The organism is Dyadobacter sp. CY327 (assembly GCF_021390415.1).
Classification (GTDB): domain Bacteria; phylum Bacteroidota; class Bacteroidia; order Cytophagales; family Spirosomataceae; genus Dyadobacter; species Dyadobacter chenhuakuii.
Genome location: NZ_JAJUXJ010000001.1, coordinates 1,443,201 through 1,462,167 on the forward strand (window position 1 = coordinate 1,443,201; position 18,967 = coordinate 1,462,167).

10 protein-coding genes are annotated in these 18,967 nt (G+C 46.8%); 7 read left to right on the top strand and 3 right to left on the bottom strand.

Annotated elements, in window-relative coordinates; translation table 11 throughout:
- Positions 1-8 precede the first annotated feature (8 nt).
- From LZG74_RS06050 to ppk1, 7 genes are all read left to right on the top strand, one after another.
- On the top strand, positions 9-680 hold the full coding sequence (locus LZG74_RS06050; protein WP_233795687.1) for an outer membrane beta-barrel protein: 672 nt from the start codon (positions 9-11) through the stop codon (positions 678-680).
- Positions 681-800: 120 nt separating this feature from the next.
- Complete coding sequence (locus LZG74_RS06055; RefSeq protein ID WP_233795688.1) at positions 801-1,676, top strand: ThuA domain-containing protein; 876 nt, start codon at positions 801-803, stop codon at positions 1,674-1,676.
- A gap of 46 nt (positions 1,677-1,722) precedes the next feature.
- Positions 1,723-4,896: a PVC-type heme-binding CxxCH protein gene (locus tag LZG74_RS06060; protein WP_233795689.1), complete on the top strand. Its 3,174-nt coding sequence runs from the start codon at positions 1,723-1,725 to the stop codon at positions 4,894-4,896.
- A gap of 208 nt (positions 4,897-5,104) precedes the next feature.
- Positions 5,105-7,666 carry a beta-galactosidase gene (locus LZG74_RS06065; protein WP_233795690.1) on the top strand — a complete coding sequence of 854 codons (2,562 nt, stop codon included), beginning with the start codon at positions 5,105-5,107 and terminating at the stop codon, positions 7,664-7,666.
- A 203-nt stretch (positions 7,667-7,869) separates the two neighbouring features.
- A complete protein-coding gene (locus LZG74_RS06070; protein WP_233795691.1) occupies positions 7,870-9,570 on the top strand; it encodes a hypothetical protein in 1,701 nt (566 codons plus the stop codon).
- A gap of 117 nt (positions 9,571-9,687) precedes the next feature.
- Positions 9,688-11,643: a DNA topoisomerase (ATP-hydrolyzing) subunit B gene (gyrB, locus tag LZG74_RS06075; RefSeq protein ID WP_233795692.1), complete on the top strand. Its 1,956-nt coding sequence runs from the start codon at positions 9,688-9,690 to the stop codon at positions 11,641-11,643.
- Positions 11,644-11,812: 169 nt separating this feature from the next.
- Positions 11,813-14,131 carry a polyphosphate kinase 1 gene (ppk1, locus tag LZG74_RS06080; RefSeq protein WP_233795693.1) on the top strand — a complete coding sequence of 773 codons (2,319 nt, stop codon included), beginning with the start codon at positions 11,813-11,815 and terminating at the stop codon, positions 14,129-14,131.
- Here ppk1 and LZG74_RS06085 read toward each other — a convergent pair whose 3' ends face one another.
- From LZG74_RS06085 to LZG74_RS06095, 3 genes are read right to left on the bottom strand one after another with little or no spacing between them, the layout of a single operon-like run.
- Positions 14,132-16,606, bottom strand: a complete 2,475-nt coding sequence (locus LZG74_RS06085) for a bifunctional UDP-N-acetylmuramoyl-tripeptide:D-alanyl-D-alanine ligase/alanine racemase (RefSeq protein WP_233795694.1) — start codon at positions 16,604-16,606, stop codon at positions 14,132-14,134. It lies immediately after the preceding gene.
- Between the two features lie 36 nt (positions 16,607-16,642).
- Positions 16,643-17,725, bottom strand: a complete 1,083-nt coding sequence (gene corA, locus LZG74_RS06090; protein WP_409014452.1) for a magnesium/cobalt transporter CorA — start codon at positions 17,723-17,725, stop codon at positions 16,643-16,645.
- Positions 17,726-17,776: 51 nt separating this feature from the next.
- Complete coding sequence (locus LZG74_RS06095; protein WP_233795696.1) at positions 17,777-18,628, bottom strand: universal stress protein; 852 nt, start codon at positions 18,626-18,628, stop codon at positions 17,777-17,779.
- Positions 18,629-18,967: the final 339 nt, after the last annotated feature.

An 18,967-nucleotide genomic window follows, 5' to 3' on the forward strand; every position in this document is an offset into this window, starting at 1 on the left:
CTCACGTAATGAAGAACATAACAATCATTTTGCTGCTGCTCATTTGCCTACCCTGTATGCCTCTCCGTGCGCAGGAAACGGTGAAAAATGAGGTAGAGACAGCGGACAGCAAATGGAAGTTTGGTGTCAATGGCGGTTATGGACAACGCGTTTTCCGGTCCCGGCCTATTTTCGACAACGACCGGAAGCGTTACATGAAAGATTTCAAATCCGGTATTTCCTACGGCGGCGAAGTGGCCTACTTTCCCTGGAAAAAAGTAGGTTTCGGTGTTAAATACGACCGTTACCAAAGCAAAGCCAGCCAAGGCAATGTCATGACAGAAGATGTTGCAATCCAGTTTCTGGGCGGCGAAGTCATTCATAAGGCGATCATGAAAAACCCCAAAAATGCCATCTTAACCTCATTATTGCTTGGTTACCAGCCATATCGCAACCATACCCAGGTTGGAGACAATGCATTTACATTCAACGGCAAAACAATGGGCTGGGGCGTGAGTGTAGGGGCGGAGCATCGTTTCGGCCGGAAATTTGCGCTCAGCCTGACCGGGTCTGCCATGATGGGCGCAGTGTTCCGCCTGCAGCGCAAAACGGACATTAATACAGAAACACTTCATTTGTCAAAAGACGACAGCGTGGACCTTTCCAGGTTCTCTGTTTCGCTGGGATTCAGCTTTTTTTAAAGTTGTATGAAAAAGTAAGGGAAAAATTGGATGAAACAGTCTTCATTAGAAAGACAGTAGTTTCTTCCGTATTTTACGTTATATCCTGACAGTCCCACTTTGATCCTAAAACTCTTTACCATGAATGTACGTAAGCGTTGCTTCGTTCTCTGCGCTTTGTTGTTTGGCGTTTTGCTGCACATTAACACAACATTTGCCCAATCCACTACTAAAAACAAAAAGCCGGTTGTCGTGTTTGTAACGGGCGACCATGAGTACAGCGGCGAAGAAACATTGCCGATCATTGCCGCCGAACTTGAAAAGAACTACGGTATGAAAGCCATTGTCCTCAAAGCTTATCCCGGGCCCAACAGTGAGAATGATATTCCAGGTCTGGAAGCGTTGAAGGATGCCGATCTTGCCGTTTTCTATCTTCGCTGGCGCCAGCTTCCCAAAGAACAACTTGCGCACATTGATGCCTATCTCAAATCAAAAAAGCCATTAATGGGCTTCCGTACAACCACCCATGCATTTAATTATCCCAAGGGAAATGAAAATGAAAAGTGGAATGCATTCGGGGAATTCGCGCTGAATTCGCCTCCGGGCTGGGGCGGCGCTGCCAAGCATACCCATTACGGCCATAATAGCAGCACGGATGTAACAACCATTCCGGATCAGGCCAAGAATCCGATTTTAACAGGAGTTACAACACCATTTCATGCAAGATCATGGTTGTACAGGGTCCTTCCTGATTATCCTACCAAAGGTTCAACATTGCTTTTAATGGGCAAATCTGTTGACCCGGATAAGGAAGCAATTGAAAATCCGGTTGCCTGGACCGGGACCAATTCATTTGGTGCAAAGATCTTCATGACCACATTAGGCCATCCCGACGATTTTAAGATTGAATCGTTCCAAAGGCTGGTTATCAACGCCATACATTGGGAATTAGGCATGAAAATCCCGAAATGGAAAGGCAAAATGGACATTAATGTGCAGTATAGAGAAGCGAAATAATTGAAATAATACATCCTAAATCCCCACTTAAAGCTTATCAACCGAAATGTCTAAACCCAAAAGAATCAGCATATACACATCGCTCATTGTGTTCGGACTGATCATTATCGCATTTAGTGCCTTTCAATTCAATAGATCAGCATCATTAACCATTAAAAAGGGCTCCCGCATTGTGCTGCTGGGGAACAACCTGGGTTCGCGGATGATGAATTACGACAATTTCGAAACGGAGCTGCACGTGCGCTATCCCGAGGACATGCTCTACATCCGCAATATGTGCGATGGCGGCGACACCCCTGGTTTCCGGCCGCACGCGAGCCGTAACCTGCCATGGGCCTTTCCGGGAGCTGAAAAGTTCCAGACCGAACTGGCCAACCCATCGCAAAGTGAAGGACATCTGGACACGCCGGATCAGTGGCTCACGCGCCTGAGACCGGACGTGATCATTGCATTCTTTGGCTATAATGAGTCGTTTCAGGGAAAAGAGGGACTTGAAAATTATAAGGCTGAGCTGGACGCATTTATCAAACATACATTAAGCCAGAAATACAACGGAGCCGCAGCGCCGCAGCTGGCCATCGTCTCGCCGATCGCTTTCGAAGATCTTTCAGCCAAATTCGACCTTCCTAATGGCAAAAAGGAAAATGAGAACCTGGCGCTTTATGCAAAAGGAATGAAGGAAATCGCTGCAAAAAACAATGTGCTTTTTGTAGACGCATTTGCGCCCTCGAAGCAATGGTATGCCGATAGCAAAGAGGATCTGACCATTGACGGCTCGCAATTGAATGAGGCTGGCTATAAAAAGCTGGGCGTCCTCCTTGCAGACCAGGTTTTTGGCAAAGCATCACCAAAAGCGGAGGCCAACCGGAAAATGGTGAAGGACGCTGTGGATGAGAAGAACTGGATGTGGCACAATGATTTCAAGATCCCGAATGGTGTCCACGTTTATGGTCGTCGTTACAATCCTTTCGGTCCTGATAATTATCCTGCTGAAATAGAGAAAATCCGTGAAATGACGGATATCCGGGACAAGGCGATCTGGCTTGCAGCATCGAAAGGCCAGAAAACGGACCTTGCGGCGGCAGATAAAAACACGAAACCCCTGCCTCCGGTCAAAACTAATTTTAATCCTGAAAAAAACGGAAGCCTTCAATATTTGTATGGGAAAGATGCACTTGCCAAGCTGAAAGTGCCGGAAGGGTATAAAATCGAGCTTTTCGCTTCGGAAGAGGAATTTCCGGATCTGGCAAAGCCTATGCAGATGTCATTTGACAACAAAGGCCGTCTGTGGATCGCGACCATGCCAAGTTACCCGCATTACAAGCCGGGTGATTCAAAACCGAATGATAAGATCATTATCCTGGAAGATACCAATGGCGACGGAAAAGCGGATAAGCAAACCGTTTTTGCAGATGGGCTGCATTTGCCGCTTGGTTTTGAGATCGCTCCGGAAGGCGTCTACATTTCGCAGGGAACAAATCTGAAATTGTTCACAGATACGAATGGCGACGACAAAGCGGATAAAAGTGAAATCCTGCTCAGCGGATTCGACGATCACGATACGCACCATAACAGCCACGCTTTTACGGTTGACCCTTCGGGCGCTATTTATTCAGGTGAAGGGGTGTTTTTACATACCAATGTTGAAACTTCTTACGGGCCTGTGCGGGCAACGAATGGTGGATTTTACAGATATGCGCCGCAATTGAGAAAATTGGAACGCACCGCGCAGCTTTCGATCCCAAATCCCTGGGGCATTGCATTTGACGACTGGGGACAGCCGTTTTTTGCTGAAACTTCCAGTCCGGATGTGCGATGGATGTTGCCGGGCTCCATTTTGCCCCGCTACGGAGAAGCCAACCATAAATCGGTTCAGCTGATAGAAGAAAAACACAGGGTAAGGCCCACTTCAGGTCTGGAATTTGTTTCCAGCCGCCATTTCCCGGATGAATTGCAAGGCGACTTTCTGATCAATAACACGATTGGTTTTTTGGGGACAAAAGAACATACATTAAAGGACGACGGCACGGGATACAAAAGCACGCACCGCATGGACCTGATCGTAAGCGAAGACCGCAATTTCCGTCCGGTGGACATGGAATTCGCCCCCGACGGCTCCCTTTACCTTATCGACTGGCACAATATCCTCATCGGTCACATGCAGCACAATGCCCGCGACCCTTTGCGCGATCACTCGCACGGCCGCGTTTATCGTGTTACGTATCCTTCGCGCCCGTTGGTAACGCCTGCAAAAGTGGATGGCGCCAGCATTGATGCGCTTTTGGAAAACCTGAAATTGCCAGAATACCGCACGCGTTACAGGACCAGACGTGAACTCAGAGGCCGTAATGCTTCGGAAGTGCTGCCAAAAATTACCAAGTGGGTTGCCGGACTGGATAAAAATGATCCAAGATACGAACACCACCTGCTGGAAGGATTATGGGTAACATGGGGCCTTAATAAAGTGGACCAGAAGCTGTTAAAGCAGGTTTTGAAGGCAAAGGATTATCATGCAAGGGCTGCGGCCGTACAAGTTGTGCGTTACACGGGCCATCAGGTGCCGGATCAGGCCGACCTGCTGATGCAGGCTGCACGGGACGAAAACAGCCGGGTTAGGCTTGTAGCCATTGTCGCTGCTTCGTGGATCGAAAAAGAGAAAGGGCTTGCTGTGCTGGCAGAAGCGAAAAAGTTGCCGCTCGATGACTGGACGATCCATGCATACGAAGGCGCGCTGGCCCACCTTAATGGTGAGAACATGAAAAAAGAAAAGCAGGAAGTGACGCAAACGGCACTGAAAGGCAAAGCGCTCGAATTGTATACATTAGGCAAAACTATTTATGCAAAAGAAGGATATTGTGCAACTTGCCATCAGCCTGACGGAAAGGGGCTTACAGCGTCCGGGTTCCCGCCATTGGCAGGCACCCCTTGGGTGCTGGGCAGCGATGAGCGGTTGATCAAGCTGGCTTTGAAAGGATTGCTGGGGCCGATTGAGGTCAATGGACAGAAATATCCTGGTCAGGTGCCTATGACGCCATTTGCCGGCTTGCTGAATGATGATGAAATGGCTGCCGTGCTTACTTACGTCAGGAATTCATTTGGAAACAAAGGCCCGGCCATCATGCCTGAAAAAGTGAAGCAGGTAAGGGCTGCAACGGAGAGCAAAAAAGACTTTTATTCTCCTGACCAGTTGCTGAAAGAGCATCCGCTTGAAAAAATGTAGACTACATTGCTTTATACAAAAAGGCTATTTTCCGAAGGGGAAATAGCCTTTTTTTTGGTTTACGAATTCATCTGCGTTTCGGTTGTAACTCGGCGGTTATAGTATTATTTCATTTAATATTATTTAAAAATGAATAAAAACCCATGCTATTTTGTAGAATTTCTTACATTTGAAAATCGAATAATTTGTAAATGTGGTGTTTGAAAATATGAGAAAACGTATATTCGTAAAATGGCAGGCTAATACTCTTTTCTTCTCTCTTTCCCTTTTTGTTTCCCCGCTCGACTTATCAGCTCAGCAGCCCCGCTACTTCGCAGTTTCCATGGTCAATGAAAATGACAATGCGTCTTTGCCAACCATTCAGGCGGCGAAGGACATTGGATTCAATGCTGTGGCACTTACGGTGCAATGGGGAACTATTGAAGGAAAAATTTCCAGGATTCTGAAAGCCGAGAAAGGAGGCGATTACAATGTTTGGAAGCAGTATGACGACCAGATTTCCCTGGCCACTTCGCTGGGGATGAAAATAGCGCTTAACATTGCTGTCAGCACCGGCGATGATGTTACAAACAGCATTTCCGACCGCTATGGCGTAGATACGGGCGATGGCTGGAAAAAGGAAGAGCGCATGCTGGTGGTTAACTATGAAGGGCAGGAGGCCGTTTTTCAAAAGCAAGGCGGTCCGATAAGGCCTAACATTAACCTGCAATTTGTAATGACTTCGCTTGCTGCGCAATCCACGCGTGACCGCATTTCCGCATTTGCAGCAAAGGTTATGCAGCGTTACAAATATTTGCAGGATCAGAACAATCTGCTGTATGTGAACCTGATATACTCACGCCAGGGTGAAGGTGAGTTTGATATGGGTTCTACAAAATATCACTATGAGCAGCAGCTCGATATGGTCAATGCGCTGACGGATTACTCGCAGCCCATGACCAATGCATACAGGAAGTGGCTGAAAGGAAAATATGGATATATCGAATATCTGAATGCTGCCTGGGGCACGAATCATTCGTCATTCGACCAGGTTTCGCCAAAGCGGCCTTCCGGTTCCACATTTACCGGCCCGGACGGAACCGACTGGTTTACATTCCGGACGCTGATTTTAAAAGAGACCAATAATTTGTTCAAGAACGCGGTCAAAGGTGTAAGTCCTAGTACAAAAGTAATCACGCACCACGGATCGGTTTACGATAAGATTGCCCGGTCGAGGGGCACGCTTCATTTTAACGAGATCGGTGCAGATCTGGATGGTATCAAGATCAATGATGAAGTATATTATGATCACCGTTTTGCAATAGATCTGGTGCGGTCCAACCTGCCGGGGAAGCTTTACGTGAACGAAGCGGCCTATGTGACGGGAATGGAATCGGTGGAAAGCATTACAACGGAAAGTTTTACACACGGCGCCCATGTGGTAACCATGTTCTATCTCGAAAATGCCCTGAAGTCTCCCAGTGCGGTTAATGCATTGAAAACGCTCGCTTCCAATTGGGTAACGAACAAGACTGTGATCAATCCTGCACCCAGCAATTCAAACACCTTCACATTGTCCAGCATGATCGACAGTGATGGTTGCCGTACAGTACGTGATACTTACTGGAACGACTGCGACGCTTACATCCGGTGGAGAAACACTTTTGACAATGGTGGCGGAAGGCCCATCAACTTCACAATGCAAAATGATGTGGTGAAGCCGGGCTGCTTTTATAAAGATCTTTCACTTGCCGGCAACGGACAGCAGTCAGCCTCCATCATTCCGGACGGGAAATTCGTCCATATGACGGATGCAAACTGTAAGCTGATCTCCACCGTTAAAGGTTCCGGCCTCACGAACGGCACCGATAACTTTACAGCGAAAGTTGACATTGATAACCAGGTGAATTCGCACGACGGACAGCCTTATGTGCAACGCCATTTCAAACTGACTCCGGGCGGCACTAACCCAACAAGTGCCAACATTACGTTATATGTCAGCCAGGAAGAGCTTACGGCTTTCAATGCCATGAGTACAGTCAAGCTGCCTGAGAATGCAACGGATTCCGACCGGTTCCGGGCTAACCTCAGGATCCTGCAATGGCACGGCGACATGAAGCCCGGTAACCCGGATTTTACCATTGACCCGAACGACGATGACATTCAGTGGGATGGCATACTCAATCTCTGGAGGATAAGATTTAACGTAAACGGATTTTCAACATTCTATATCTCAGCCGTTAATGCAGCACCACTGCCCGTGAACCTCATTAATTTCAATGGGAAGAAAGAAGAAAACGCGGTTTCGCTTCACTGGCAGACTTCCGAAGAAACCAACAGCGATCATTTTGAGATCCAGCATGGCGTGGACGGAAAGCAGTGGACAAAGATAGGAGAAGTGGACGCAGCGGCAGAAAGCAAGGTTTTGAAAAGCTACCATTTTGTCCATTCGTTTCCGGTGAATGGCAAAAACCTGTATCGCCTGAAAATGGTGGATCAGGACGACACATTTGCTTATTCGCGGATCATTTCAGCCGCATTTGAAAATGCTGAGAAACTAACGCTATATCCGAACCCTGTCACTTCGGGCACCATTTTTCTGCAATATTCCGGTGCGGCACCCACGGTGACGCTCACCGATATTACCGGCAGGACCGTTCCCATAACCACCGAAAAAACCAGCCCCGATCAGCTGAATGTGAAGGCAAAAACGCGGTTAATACCCGGCTTGTACATTCTCAATGCAGATTATGGCACCAAGCAGGTCCGGTATAAAGTGGTTGTGGATTAAGCCAAAAGAAACATTTGGAATTACTTGGAGCGGGCGTTATGCCCGCTCTTTTTTGTATTGCGCCAATCCGGTTTCCGCATTCGCCTGCGCGTAAAAAAGGCGTTGAAATTTAAGAATCCGGTTATAATGGTTTAGTTTTGAATTGATAAATGCTGGGTTTAAATAAATCAGGGCTACAAAATTCAATTCACTTTCCGGTTCATATGAAGTCACGATTTCTCTCGGGTGTCGTTATATGCTTGGTCATTCTTGTATACTTATTTTACAATTTTTATTATTCCGTCAACTTCCCCTACCAGGACGATTTTCTCTTAATCCAATTCATTGAAGTGGTTTCCCAGGGCGGGCTCGGTGTTCTTGGCCTGATCACGGAGCTCTTCCGAACATTCAATGACCATAAGGCAGTGGTGCCGAGGCTTATCGCCCTTATCGAATACACCATCACCGGGCATCTCAACTTCCGGTTTTATATCGTGCTTGTTTCGATTAATGTAACATTCATTTTCTATTTCATTTACCTGCAATACAAGAAGACCAGGCTGCCGCTTTATTATTTCATTCCTGCCGCTTTCCTGTATTTCCAGCCGCTTTATTACGATGTCTCTGGCTGGGCACTGAACGGAATGCAGCATTCGTTCCTGACGGCATTCACGGTCAGTGCCATAATACTGGCTTCCCGCCGCACCAATCTGTCGCTGTACGGCGCGATGCTTTGCTGCTTTCTGGCCACTTTTACGCATGGGAACGGAATCTTGTCTTTTCCTGCGATCATATTCTACTTCCTTTGTTTCAAGGACTTCAAGCGGGCCATTATTTCAGGCGGATTCATGATCCTTTGCCTGGTGATCTACCTCGCAGGTTACGAATCAGGGCAGGCCGTCAGCCTTCCTAAGGACCTGGGGGTGTTTTTCTCATCACTTTTCGGATTTATTGGTTCGGCCATGTCGCTATGGGCGTTTCCGGAGCTATTGTCGGCAATTTGGGGCGCAGTTATCATTGCGTTTATGGTATACATTGTTTGGCGCGTGGCTGCAATCTATTTCAACAAGCCCGTCAATGTTAAGCCCGGGACGGCTGAGCTGCTGGCGTTGTTCGCATTCATTTTTATAACAAGTCTGGTGATTGCGCTTTTCCGTTCGTGGGCGGGCAGCACCATAGCAAGCCGGTTCCAGATCTATGCATCGCTGTCGACCGTGATGTTTTATATTCTGTTGCTGGATTACAGCTCATTCTTTCGCAGGAAAGCGGTTTTTTATACCATTACAGCGCTGAGCGTGTTCTATTGCGTTTATTCCTATTACAAATTTACAGGCACGGTTGCGATCAAAAGAACGACCTATCTCGCCGATGTATACAACTGGAAAACAAACCGCAATATGTTTTCGGTTGAAAAGACCATCATCAGGAATGGCAGCTTTTATCTGATACCAGGCTACGAAAAAGGATTTTTCCATTTGCCGGAACCCGTCGTTGAGCGCGACGAGCTGGATTCCATGTTTAACGCGAACGCCACGGCTGCCAGAAATTACGCGCTTTATGTGGAGGACTGGGATATTGAAAGGGTCGTGCGGCAGGGCGTCGAACACCTTACCGCTTACTTCGTGGCAAGCAATGCTGCTCCCGGCGGAAAAGGCCTCGCCGGTGATCGCTTTTTGGTTTTGAGAGACCAGAAAACGCGTGTGATACATCTCTTGAATGCCAATCCGAAAATAGATTCGAGAAAGGAAATCATCACTAAAATGCACTATTACAAAGCAGGGTTCAACACTTTCCTGAGAGAGGACGACCTCGTTCCCGGAACTTATGACATGGGGATTCTGGACGTAAGCAACAACGGCCAAAAGACGTTTTACAAATTAGATAAATCCCTTTTTGCATCTGGCTCCGCATACAGCCTGAAATAGTATTTCGGATGTGATCCCAATGTTTTTTGTGCTAGGTTAAGCGGTAAAAAAATCGTATCTTTACGGGCTTAAAAAGCCTGAAAATGGTTCTTTTTATCCAAGTGTAAAACAAACTATATGTCAAACGAAGCAGTGATTGAAGTAAATAGTTATTCAGCCGAAAACATCCAGGTTCTTGAAGGTTTAGAGGCCGTTCGTAAGCGTCCGGCCATGTATATTGGTGACACTGGTTTTAAGGGGGTTCACCATTTGATTTGGGAGGTTGTCGACAACTCCATTGATGAAGCGATGGCTGGCTATTGCGACACCATCAATGTTACAATTGAGAAAAATAACTCCATTACTGTTCAGGACAATGGCCGGGGGATTCCAACCGGAATGCATACAAAAGAGAAAAGATCCGCGCTGGAAGTCGTTTTGACGGTTCTTCACGCCGGTGGTAAGTTTGATAAAGATACGTATAAGGTTTCCGGTGGTTTGCACGGTGTAGGGGTTTCCTGCGTAAATGCACTTTCAATTCATTTGAGAGCAGAGATCCATCGCGAAGGAAAAATATTCGAGCAGGAATACAGCGAAGGCAAGCCGCTTTACCCGGTTAGAGTGATCGGTGAATCCGAAAAAACAGGGACATTTATTCACTTCCTGCCGGATGCAACCATTTTCACAGTTACAGAATACAAATACGAAACCGTAGCAACACGTCTCCGGGAATTATCCTATTTGAATAAAAGAATCCGGATCACCCTGGAAGACAAACGTGAGGAAGATGAGGACGGCAAATTCAGAGGTGAAGAGTTCTATTCCGAGATCGGTCTGAACGAATTTGTGACTTACCTGGATGCAACCCGTCAGCCCTTGATTCCTGCGCCGATCCACATGGAAACGCTGAAAGGAACTGTTCCGGTGGAAGTGGCGATGATGTATAATACGTCTTACAGCGAGAATGTATTTTCTTATGTAAACAACATTAACACCATTGAAGGAGGAACGCACGTTTCCGGTTTCCGGGCGGCCTTGACAAGAACATTGAAAAATTACGCTGAGAAATCAGGGGTTCTTGCCAAAGAAAAAATCGAGATCAGTGGGGACGACTTCCGGGAAGGCTTAACTGCCGTAATCTCGATCAAAGTTCAGGAGCCTCAGTTTGAGGGCCAGACTAAAACGAAGCTTGGAAACTCTGAGGTGACCGGTGTAGTAAGTCAGGTGGTGTCGGAAATGCTTGATACATATCTGGACGAACATCCGAAAGAAGCACGTGTTATCATTGATAAGGTTATCCTGGCCGCCAAAGCACGTATCGCTGCTAAAAAAGCACGCGAAATGGTGCAGCGGAAAAATATCCTGACAGGAACCGGCTTACCTGGTAAGCTGTCCGACTGTTCGGAAACCGATCCGAATGTTTGCGAGTTGTACCTGGTCGAAGGGGACTCTGCGGGCGGAACGGCGAAGCAAGGCCGTAACCGCGCATACCAGGCGATTTTGCCACTTCGTGGTAAGATCCTGAACGTGGAGAAAGCACAGGAATACCGGATTTACGAAAACGAGGAGATTAAAAATATGTTCACCGCAATGGGTGTGCAGATCGGAAAAGACGGAGATGAAAGAGCTTTGAACATTGACAAGCTTCGTTATCACAAGATCGTCATCATGACGGATGCGGATATTGACGGTAGCCACATTCGTACATTGATCCTGACCTTCTTCTTCCGCTATATGAAGATCCTGATCGACCACGGCTACATTTACATTGCGCAGCCGCCGCTTTACCTCGTGAAAAAAGGACGTGAAGAGCGTTATTGCTGGACAGAGGCACAAAGAGAGACTGCTATCCGGGAGATCGGTGCAGGTCGTGAAGAATCGGTTAACGTGCAGCGTTACAAAGGTTTGGGAGAAATGAATGCGGAACAATTATGGGAAACAACCATGAATCCGGATAAAAGAAGCCTTAAACAGGTTTCCATTGAGTCAGCAGCAGAAGCAGATCATTTATTTTCTATGCTGATGGGCGACGAAGTGGCTCCTAGGCGCGATTTTATTGAGAAAAATGCCAAATATGCACGTGTGGACGTGTAGCTTTTGACCCCTATAAGTTTTGGAAACGGATGGCTGTCAATCGCAGCCATCCGTTTCTGTTTTTCGGACTAAGATTTAACAGAAACTTCATGTTAGGAGAAACATTAGATTCTTAGATTCGTTGAATTTTTAATAGCCATTTATAACACAACCCTTAAAGAATTCAAATATGTCCGGCTCAACCGATCCCATATATAGCAATGGAAAAAAGGGCAGATTAAATAATCTGTTTGCTTTTTTTAAAAGTACCAAAGGCACTGCTTCCCCCGAAGACAATAAGATCATCAGCCCGCCTACTGAAAAGACCAACACGCTGGTTCAGCAGAGTGACCTGATCAGCCGGGATCTGAGCTGGCTGAAATTCAATGACCGCGTGCTCGACCAGGCAACCAATGAGGAACGAAACCTTTTTGACCGCCTGAAATTTCTGGCTATTACATCTTCCAATCTGGACGAGTTTTTCACGATCCGCGTCGGGAGCCTTTATAATTATCTTGATTTTGGAAAAGAGCGGCTTGACTATTCCGGTCTGAGGGAAATCCCTTTCCGGAAGGTGCTCATGCGTGAAGCGCACGAGTTTGTCAGGAAGCAGAATGATTGTTATAAAAATCAGCTTTTACCGCTGTTTGAGCAGCACGGTTTCAAGATCATCAAGCTGGATGCAGTCCACGACGACGAAAAGGCCGCTGTGGAAGAATATTTCGAGCGGACGGTATATCCGATGTTAACCCCAATGCTTTTTGATTATACCCACGCATTCCCGGTTTTACTCGCGAAAGTGCTTATTCTGGGTGTGATCACGCAGGTGAAAGGCACCAGCTCCGAGGAGGACAGGAAACTTTCATTTGTGCAGTTGCCGCTTAATCTGCCTCGTTTCTATGTAATCGATCGCGAGGATGAGCTGTTGTTTTTGCCTATTGAGGACATTGTCAGGGAATACATTCACAAGCTTTACCGTAATGTGGACATTGTTTCCACCAATCTGTTCAGGATCATCCGCAACGGCGATTTTTCCCTGGAAGAAAGCGACGATGTAGAGTCGGATTTTATTGATGAGATCAAACAAAAGATAAAAAGCAGGCGTCTGGGACGTGTCGTGCAGGTTTCCATAGAGCATGATACCAATCCTGATTTGCTGAATCTATTCAAAAAGCGTTGGGAAATAGACGATTATAACATTTTCCCGATCGATGGTTTTATCGATTACACATCATTCTGGGGCATTATCAAGCATCCCGAGTTCAAAGACCAGATTCCGGCGATCCACCCGCCTGTGCCTCCGCTGGGGCTGGACAGGGAACGTATTCCGGATATTTTTGAAGTAATGCGTGAGCGGGATATCCTCTTGCACCACCCTTATAACAACTTTGAGCCGGTATTGCAGCTGTTGGAACAGGCAGCCGAGGATCCAAAAGTTTTGTCTATCAAACTGACCATTTACAGGTTGGCGAAAAATTCCAGGGTTACAGAAGCATTACTGCATGCGGCCGAAAATGGTAAGCACGTAGCCGTTTTGTTTGAGGTTAAGGCGCGTTTTGATGAAGAAAACAACATCAGGGAGGCGCAAAGGCTGCAAAAAGCGGGTTGCTTTGTGATCTATGGCATTGGCTTACTCAAAACCCATACAAAACTGCTGCTGATCGTTCGTAATGAGGGAAATCGCGTATTGCGTTATGCGCATTTGTCGAGCGGGAATTACAATGAGGACACTTCCAGGCTGTATACGGACACGGGTTTACTGACCTCCAATGAAAAATATACGGAAGACATTTCTGAGTTTTTCAATGTTATCACCGGACATTCGATTCCGTCGGAATATCAGAACCTGATCACCGCACCGCGTTATATGCGTGATAAATTGGTAGAGCTGATCCAGCAGGAAGCCAAGAATGCGCAGGCAGGCTTGAAAAGCGGTATTTGCATCAAGATCAACTCGCTGGAAGACCGGACAACCATTCTGGAACTTTACAAGGCATCCGAAGCAGGCGTTCCGATCAAATTAATTGTGCGTGGAATGTGCTGCTTGCGTCCACAAAGGGTGGGATTGAGTGAGAATATCACGGTCAGGTCGCTGGTAGGGGACTTTCTGGAGCATTCGAGAATATTTTATTTCCATCAAAACGGCGATCCGGTGGTTTACGGCGGAAGCGCTGACGCTATGGTGCGCAGTTTCGACAAGCGCATTGAATCCCTCTTCAAGCTCGTGGACCCGCGCGTACGCCAGGAAGCGATCCACATTCTGTATTATAGCTTGCACGACAATGTGAATGCCTACGAAATGCAGGAAGACGGTAGTTATATCAAATGCGAAATTAAAGAAGGAACTGAGCCTCTTAACGTGCATGAGGCATTCTATACCGTAACGCTCGACCAGGTTATGGCCACGCATTTGTTTGAGGATGAGCCGGTTCGCCCATCCCGGCCGGAAGTCCCCGAAGCCATCGCAACGGGGGAGTTAACAGAAACGCCAGACGAAACACAGGTTTAGTTATTCTTTATAAAAAACCCTTTTAACACGGTCCCCGATTCCTGTCAGGATTTCATAAGGGATCGTGTTAATTTGTTTGGAGAGTTCGATAATCGGCATTTCTTTTCCAAAAATAATCACTTCGTCGCCCTCGTTGACAGTGGCTCCCGTGACGTCGATCATGGTCATATCCATGCAAATGTTGCCAATTGTAGGGCATAGCGTGCCATTTACCCACACTTTACCAGTTCCATTTCCTAATCCGCGGTCGTAGCCATCCGCATAGCCAATGGCCAGCGTGGCAATGGCGGCGTCGTGGTCCAGATGCCCGCGCCGGCTGTAACCGACCGTTTCACCTGCCGACAGATATTTGATTTGCGAGACAACTGTTTTCAATGTGCCCACTGACTGCAAGGCCTGCTGCTCCTGCCCGGTTGCTTCGACGCCATAAAGCCCGATGCCCAAACGCACCATATCCAGCTTATAATCCGGAAAACGAACAATTCCAGCTGAATTCAGCATGTGCTTAATTGCAGTATAACCGAGTGCTGTTTCAATTTGCTGTGCGCCTTCATGGAAAAGCTCGAATTGTTGTTTTGAAAAAGCATTGTGAACACCTTCGTCCGCTCCGACAAGGTGGGAGAAAATAGAGGCGACCTTCATGTGGGGATTTGCCTTCAACATTTCAATCAGCCATTCCAGATCATCTTTTACAAAACCCAGGCGGTGCATGCCTGTATCAAGCTTCAAATGCATGGCTGGGATCTCGGCGGTGAACTTATTCTTGTTTACAAATGCGATCCACTCGGTAAAAATGCGCTGGCTGTAAATTTCAGGTTCAAGCCTGTATTGCAGCAGCAGATCAAATGCTTGGGAAGTAGCATTCATGACCATAATCGGCAATGTAATGCCGCTTTGCCTTAATGCAACACCTTCGTCCGCATAGGCAACGCCCAGGTAATCCACGCGGTGAAATTGCAGGAGCGAAGCCACTTCGGAACTGCCGGTTCCATACGCAAATGCCTTCACCATCGCCATGATCTTGGTCTGCGCCCCGACTTTTGACCTGTAAAAATTTAAATTATGGGATAATGCATCCAGATTGATCTCTAAAACCGTCCCATGCGCTTTTTGCTGCAACCGCTGAACGATTTTTTCAAATGAGAATGGTCTGGCTCCTTTGATCAGTACAAGGCTGTCTGATAAGGAGTTGAAAGGAAATTCGTGCAGGAATGTGGCCGTATCCGCGAAAAAGTGGGTCGTCTTAACGTTAAACAATGAAGCCTGACTCTCGATTTCGGGCCCTATGCCGATCAATTGATCAATTGTCTTCTCTTTCAGGAGCTTGGCAACCGTTTTGTAAAGTTCTGCGGGCGTTTGTCCCGTTTGTAATACATCGGATAAAATGACCGTCTTTTTCTGGCGCTGTTCCTGCTGGGCGAGAAAGTTCAGTGCCATGGAAAGTCCCTGCAAATCATTGTTATAGGCATCATCAATAATGTAATTGTGATTGATGCCTTCTTTCAGTTCCAAACGCATGGAAACCGGTTTCAGCAGCCGGATGCCTTCCTGGATTGACGTATTTGAAAATCCAAAATCCAACAAAAACACGATGCAATGCGTGAGATTTTCAAGCGAAGCGTCATCGGTAAATGTGGTCTCAAACTTCTGGTTGCCGAATTTACCAGTCAGTGAAATGGCCGTTTTGACTTTGTCTTTTTGATACGAAATAATAATATCGGCGCCGGATGCAGGTTTTCCCCAGCTGATCGTCTGCAAAAAGGAGTTTACGGGTTTTAATATCAGGTTAATTTCTTCGTCGAGCTCCGTATAATCCTTGCGGTAAATGAGTTTTCTGACCTTCGTAAATAGTCGGAGCTTTTCGGTGATTTTCTGCTTACGGCTTTTGAAACCATCGTCATGCGCAGGGCCGATATTGGTAAAAATGCCAATCGTTGGCTGCATAACCGGTTGCAGGTATTCCATTTCGTGAGCGCGTGAAATGCCCGCTTCGAAAATGCCTAATGTATGTTGTTTTCCAATGTTCCAAACGGATAATGGAACACCGATCTGGGAGTTATAACTTTTCGGACTCGCCACGATGGTCGCCTGCGGAGAAGCAAGCTGGACGAGCCATTCCTTTACAATTGTTTTGCCATTACTGCCTGCTATGCCTACCACGGGAAGGTTGAACCGACGCCTTCTTTCCGCCACCAGCGACTGCAAAGCACGAATGCTGGAAGGCACAATCCATATGGTGGCATCGTGCCAAACCGCTGTTTGCCAACGCAAAGACTCTGAATAAGCAGCCTCTTCAACCACAAATTCGCGCACACCGCTCGCATACAACGCTGGTAAAAACTGGTGACCATCATGACGGTCGCCCTTAATCGCGAAAAAGATACTCTGGCCAGGAAATGAGATCTGGCGGCTGTCCGTAAGCAGGTAAGCAGCGTCGGTGGTGATTGTTTGAAAGCTGTTTGCAGTAATGTTCATTCCAATGCGGTTTTCAGGCCACAAAGGTATCAAACCTTACATCCATTTCTTGGATTTGAAATAAAATATCAGCCCTGTCGTGACCGCGATCATCAATCCCCAAACATAATAATAACCGTTGTGCGCCCTCAGTTCGGGCATATTTTCGAAGTTCATGCCGTAAACGCCGACGATAAAGGTCAGGGGCATGAACACAGCAGAGAAGATGGTCAATGTTTTCATCACCGAATTCATCCGGTTGCTGATCGTGGACAAATGTACATCTGCAAGGCTGGCCACAAGTTCGCGGTAGGAGTCAATGGTGTCCAGAACCTGCATCACATGGTCGTAAAGATCTCGCAGATAAGGAATTGTATCTCTGTTGATGAGCGGATTATCTTCACGGATCAACTGGTTAATCATGTCACGCAGCGGCCAGATGACCCTTCTGGCAATGGTTAGCTCCCGTTTCAGGGAATAGAGTTCTTTGAGCGACAACTCCTCCGTGCCCCGGATCACCTGATCTTCAACCGTATCCAGGCTGTCGCCCAGTTTTTCCAACACGATAAAATAATTGTCAATAACAATGTCCATTAAGGCAAACATCAGATAATCAGCGCCGTTCCTGCGCGTTTTCCCAACGGATGCTTGCAAACGATCCAGCACCGGGGAAAAAATATCATTTGTTAGCTCTTCCTGAAAAGACACCAGGTAATTTTCCCCCAAAACAAAACTGACATGCTCCGAAGAAAGGCAGATAGGCGATTCCGAATCAATATGCAGCATTTTCAATGTCAGGAACAGGTGGCCGCTGTCATATATTTCCAGTTTGGGCTTGTGTTCCGTATTCACCACATCTTCCAGCAGGAGCGGGTGCAGCTTATATAGTTTGCCGAGTTTGGCGATCAATGCAGTTTCGTGAATGCCGTCGACGTCGAGCCAGGTGACGGCCTTTTCCGTCGCTGTGCCGGGGCTGCATTCCAGCAGAGATTTTACTTGTTCATCCTTGAAAATCTGATCATTATACACAATCTTCCTGATCTTGGTTTTTAACTCAACATCAGGGCCAATGTACGTGAGTGTGCCGGGAGAGGTAAGCAGATTTTTCTTGTATCGCTTCGGCTTCCTGTCGCGTGAAATCAGATGTTCAGGCTGAAAAGCCCTTGTATTCTCTGCCTTTTCCAATGTTTTTTATTTAAGGTGAAAAACGAGCAGCGGCACGTGTGTATCGATGATCAGCTTACGGGTAACGCTCGGATTGATCAAAAATTCTTCAATAAATGACCGCTCCCGCGCCGACATGATCAACAGATCCGCACCCACTTCGTCACAATAATCCTCTATGCCATCCAGCACGTGCCGGGCCTCGCGAAACACGATCGCATCTTCCGCAATGGCGAAGTTGGATTTGATTTCATCGATATACTGATGATCAGCCTGAATGTTTGGCTGTGAATCTGATTTGATTTTTAATAAGGTCAGATTAGCACCGAGGTGGTTGATTAGCACGTAAACTTCGCGGAGAATGTCAGTCTCATCATATTCAAACTGCGTGGCGTAAACGACTTTCTGGAATTGTTTCGGTGTGCTTTGCGGCGGGATCACGAGCACCGGGCAACTGGAATTTAAGCCAATACTTGTGGCCGAGCTGCCGATCAGCTTATCCAGAAATCCGCCTGTTCCGGTTCTTCCGATAATGACCAGATTTGGGTTATGCGCTTCAATGGCTTCCGACACAGTGGATTGAACGCTGCCGATGGCCCAGATCGCTTCCGCCTGATAACCTTCCGCAATCACATCATCCACATATCTTTCCAGCCTCTTCAGATATTCTACTTCCAGCTCGCTGCTCATTGAGAGAAAATCGCTGCCGTCGATGCCGGGCAACACATTGCCGGGTGTAATGTTAACATCCGCTATATAAGGCTGATACGCATGCAGCACGAGCAATTTTGTAGCTTCTTTGTCCGCTATGATTTTTGCCGCAGCCAATGCATGTTCCGCGTTTTCAGAAAAGTCAATCGGGATAAGGATCTTGTTCATTGTCAGGGCTTGTTTTGAATGGAATGATGTAATTTCCGAACATATCAAATTTACAGACTCCAAACAAGGATTTCCGCCGCTTTTAAAACAAAGATAATCTATGGACTAATGTCAGTTTGTCCGTGTCCCGGTGGTAGTGTATTTCAAATTTTCCAGACTGTTTCAAAAACCCGTCAAACCAATAATTATTTTATAAAGCGAGTATTGTTTAGTACAATCATTAAATAATATTGTCCAATACATATAATTAATTTTGTGCTAGGCTTTAAATGCGGCTGTCCGGATAGTTGGCCTTAAATTGATTTTTTATATGTTTACCGTCGAAAAGAATTCCTCATT